2 protein-coding genes and 1 pseudogene are annotated in these 4,321 nt (G+C 71.4%); 2 read left to right on the plus strand and 1 reads right to left on the minus strand.

Going from position 1 to position 4,321, the window contains the following annotated elements; genetic code table 11:
• Positions 1 to 179: 179 nt before the first annotated feature.
• Positions 180 to 2,630 carry a glycoside hydrolase family 3 C-terminal domain-containing protein gene (locus AB0D57_RS47225; protein ID WP_362088692.1) on the minus strand — a complete coding sequence of 817 codons (2,451 nt, stop codon included), beginning with the start codon at positions 2,628 to 2,630 and terminating at the stop codon, positions 180 to 182.
• Positions 2,631 to 2,734: 104 nt separating this feature from the next.
• Between AB0D57_RS47225 and AB0D57_RS47230 the strand changes: the two genes are divergently transcribed.
• On the plus strand, positions 2,735 to 3,319 hold the full coding sequence (locus tag AB0D57_RS47230) for a TetR/AcrR family transcriptional regulator (RefSeq protein ID WP_362088693.1): 585 nt from the start codon (positions 2,735 to 2,737) through the stop codon (positions 3,317 to 3,319).
• 180 nt (positions 3,320 to 3,499) lie between these two features.
• A pseudogene (locus tag AB0D57_RS47235) lies at positions 3,500 to 4,099 on the plus strand (hypothetical protein); the annotation flags it as partial.
• Between the last annotated feature and the right edge of the window lie 222 nt (positions 4,100 to 4,321).

Raw genomic sequence — 4,321 nt, forward strand, 5'->3', positions numbered from 1 at the left:
CCTCCGCCTTGCAGCCGCACGCACCAAGCCCCGCTCACCGGCACCTACGAGGTGCCGGTGCTTCCCTGCAACCTGATCCGCCGGACAGGCCCTAGGACCGGGGGCAGAACTGAGCCCCGGCCCGGATGTCAGGGTCCGGACCGGGGCTGCTTGGCGGGGAGCCTGTCCCGGCTCCCGGCTCAGACGTTAATCCTCGCAGCGAGTCGGTGGTCGGTGATCGAGCGACTCGCCTGGATTTCGTACGAACCCTTCACAAACACCCACCCGCCGACGCCCTCGTCCCAGATCTCGAAGGCGCGGCGCGGAAGGTCGAGGACAGCCTCGACGCTCTCGCCCGGGCCGGCCTCGATGCCCGCGAAGGCGGCGAGCCGGCGGGCCGGGCGCTCGGTGCCGGACTCGGACTCGGACTCGGTCGGCGCGAGGTAGACCTGGACGACCTCGCGCCCGGCGCGCGTGCCGGAGTTGCGGACGCGGACCGTGGCCGTCGTACCGGTGATCTCGATCGACTCGTACGTCCAGTCGGTGTAGCCGAGGCCGTGCCCGAAGGCGTACGAGGGGGTCCTGCCCTGCTGCTCCCAGGCTCGGTAGCCGATGAACGCCCCCTCTGCGTAAGGGAGTTCGCCGTCGGTGGGGGTCACCCGGGTGACCGGGGCGTCCTCGAAGGAACCCCAGGTGGTGGGCAGCCGGCCGCCGGGCTCGTGGGCGCCGGTGAGGACGTCGGCGAGGGCGGCGCCGCCTTCCTGACCGGGGAACCAGCTGAGCAGTACGGCGGCGACCTCGTCGCGCCAGGGCAGCTCCACGGGGGAGCCGGAGTTGACGACGACGACGGTGTTCGGGTTGGCCGCGGCGACGGCGCGCACCAACTCGTCCTGGCGGCCCGGCAGGCGCAGGTCCCGCCGGTCGAAGCCCTCGGACTCGACGCGGTCGGTGGTGGCGACCACGACGACGGCGGTGTCGGCGGCGCGGGCCGCCTCTACCGCCTCGGCGATCAGCTCGTCACCGTCGCGCTGCGGCTCCTGGTGGGCGAGCGTGAAGCCGATCATCTTGATCGGGGCGTTCGCCGGGACGGTGACGACGTAGGTGAGGGAGACGTCGACGGGTTCGCCCGCGGTCAGTTCGGCCTGGGCGCGCGGCACCGGGGCGCCCAAGAACGCCTCGAAGGGATCCTTCTTGTCGGTGCGCTGGACGTCGTCGAAGTAGGTCGTGCCGCCGATGGTGAGGGTGAACGCGCCGAGGCCCTTGATGCCGAATGTGTGCGCGCCGCTCTCTCGCGGGGTGAAGGAGCCTGCCAGCTCGACGGTGCGCAGGGCGGCGTGGGTGACGCCCTCGGGGAGGTCGCTGCCGAACCACTGGATCTGACCGTTCGGCGCGGAGCCGGTGCCGATGACCGTGCCGTCGGCGTCGCGGCAGACGGCGCGCAGCTCGAACCCCTTGTCGGCGACGGCGAGTTCCTCGTTCGGGTCGGCGCCGACGGCGTAGGTGAGGGTGCCCTCGGGGAGGGCGGCGGCGAGGCCGTCGAGGGGCGAGACGATACGGGAGGGGAAGACGGTGGCGGAGCCGCCGCCGAGGACGCGGGCGTCGCGGGCGGCGGCGCCGATCAAGGCCACCGTCCCCGGCTTCAGAGGCAACGCGCTGTTCTCGTTGCGTACGAGGACGAAGGCGCGGCGGGCGATCTCGCGGGCGAGGGCCTCGCCGTCCACGGTCTCGGGCAGCTCGGTGACGACCGGTTCGGCGCCCTGAAGGATGCCGACGCGGGCGGCGAGCCGCAGGACGTTGCGGACGGCCTCGTCGACCTTCGTCTCCTCGACCTCGCCGCCTCGGACGGCGGCGGCGAGCGCGTCGCCGTACACGGTTTGGGGGCCGGGCATGGCGACGTCGAGGCCGCCCTCGATGGCACCGACCGTGGAGCGGGCGGCCATCCAGTCGGAGACGTTGAAACCGTCGAAGCCCCATTCGCCGCGCAGGATGTCGTTCACGAGGTGGCGGTGCTCGGTCATCGTGGTGCCGTTGACCCTGTTGTAGGCGGTCATGATGCCCCAGGGGTGGGCGTTCTCCACGATGGCCTCGAAGGGGGCCAGGTAGAGCTCGCGCAGGGCTCGTTCGGAGACCAGGTTGTTCACCGTGAAGCGGTCGGTCTCGGCGTCGTTGGCGACGAAGTGCTTGACGGTGGTGCCGACACCGCCGGACTGCACACCCCGTACATAGCCGGCGCCGATCTCGCCGGTCAGATACGGGTCCTCGCTGTAGGCCTCGAAGTGGCGGCCGCCGAGCGGGGAGCGGTGCAGGTTGACCGTGGGCGCGAGCAGCACGTGGACGTGCTTGCGGCGGGCCTCCTGGGCGAGGAGGGTGCCGGCGCGGTGGGCCAGGGCCGGGTCCCAGGTGGCGGCGAGCGCGGTCGAGGACGGGAGCGCGATGGACGTGTCGTCGGCGGTCCAGTGGACGCCCCGTACGCCGATCGGGCCGTCGGACATGACCAGCGACCGCAGCCCGATCTCGGGGAGCGCGGGCAGCGACCACATGTCCTGCCCGGCGAGCAGCCTCGCCTTCGCGTCCAGGTCGAGCTTGCCGAGAGCCGCCTCGACGACGGCCTCGCGGGCCCGGTCCCGCCCCATCCGTGCTGTCTCCGCCATGGCGGCCACCTCTCGTCGAAAGCCGTTGGGCGCCTCCATCCTGCACCCTTTTCCCTGTAGGGCGGTAGGTTCCGTGATATTGTCGTTACATATCGCGTGATCGGATGCCGTACGGTGACGTCATGGCGACCAGGACCAGGGGCGAGGAGCGGCGCGCGGAGATCGTGCGCGCGGCCCTGGAGGTGATCGCCGAGCGCGGCTACCGGGGCGCGAGCATGGCCGCGGTCGCCGAGCGTGTGGGCCTCACCCAGCAGGGGCTGCTGCACTACTTCCCGACCAAGGACGCCCTGCTCGTCGCCGTCCTCAGGGAACGCGACCAGTGGGACTCCGTCCCCGAGGGCCAGTGGCGGCTCGATCTGCTGGGCTCGCTCGCCGAGTACAACTCGATGCGGCCCGGCATCGTGCAGACCTTCTCGGCGCTGCTCGGCGAGAGTGTCACGGAAGGGCATCCGGCGCGCGAGTTCTTCACCCGGCGATACGTCGCGGTGCGCGCGAGCATGACACAGGCGCTGCGCGCCGAGTACGGGGAGCGACTGCCGAGCGGGCTCACTCCGGAGCGCGCCGCTCCGCTGCTCGTGGCAGTGATGGACGGGCTCCAGTTTCAGTGGCTCCTGGATCCCGGCTCGGTGGACATGGCGGCCGCGTTCCGTGACTTTCTGACGCTGCTCGGAGAAACCGGAGAAACCTGAGCCTCTGCCACGACCGGCACCGCGACCACGTTTGAAGAGGCGGTCGCGCTGCGAGACTCGGCGGCGAGGATAAGCGGCACGCGAGCCACCTGAGTCACGCACCATGGCGTACGCCCCAGCCGTCACGGGATACTGCCGCCGTCCGACTGCTCCCCACGGCGACGGAAGGCTCGAACTCCCTTGACTCATATACGCGTTCGGATCGGTTTGCTCGGCCTCGCCCTGGTGGCGGGGCTCGCCGCAGCGCCCACCGCCTCAGCCGCCGTCACCCTCACCGTCGAGGAGCAGCGGCTCGACAAGGCCGCGCCCCAGGAGATCCTGCGGCGCTCCGGATTCGACTCCGTGGCGCCGGAGTTCGCGCGGGCGCTCGCACGGGTGGACTCGTACGCTCAGGCCGAGCGTGTCGTCGTACGACAGGGCTCGCGGTTGTAGCAGCGGGCCGTCGACCGTGCGCAGGGCCGGGGTCCGGCGGGCGGCGACCTGAGCCGGGACGACGACCGGCCGCTGTACTGGGCGCGACTCGGCATGACGCGTGACGTACGGGCGTGGGAGCCGGAGTTCGACCTCACGGACGCCCAGCGCGCCGAACTGCTCGATGAGTTGGAGCAGAATTCGCGCGGGCAGCGGGCGATCCACTATCCGCGGGCCAAGGACGTGAAGCGCATCCTGGTGACCGGATTCGACCCGTTCACTCGTTTTGCGCGAGGATGCCCCGGCGTTCACGCCGGGGAGGAATCACATCCGGGCGCTGCGACGCGGAGCGTCGCCGTATCCGGTTCCTGGCGCGGAGTGCCCGTACAGCTGCCCGACAGAGCCGGGGTAACGCGAACGCGTGTACCCGTGAGCGCCGGTTGGAGTGACGGCCGCGCGATCGGGGCACGGGTGTACGGCGGTCGCGCATACGGTTTCATCGGAGGGCTCGGGGGTGCCGCGGTATTCCGGCCGGAACCGTGAGGGGGAGCAATGGCGAAGGCGAGGGCGGCTGCGGAGGCCGGGCAGGCC

Source organism: Streptomyces sp. NPDC048275 (genome assembly GCF_040652275.1).
Classification (GTDB): domain Bacteria; phylum Actinomycetota; class Actinomycetes; order Streptomycetales; family Streptomycetaceae; genus Streptomyces.

Bases quoted from the DNA above. Each gene is read 5' to 3' on its own strand.
- AB0D57_RS47225 (WP_362088692.1), bottom strand. From the start codon at position 2,630: ATGGCGGAGACAGCACGGATGGGGCGGGACCGGGCCCGCGAGGCCGTC.
- AB0D57_RS47230 (WP_362088693.1), top strand. From the start codon at position 2,735: ATGCCGTACGGTGACGTCATGGCGACCAGGACCAGGGGCGAGGAGCGG.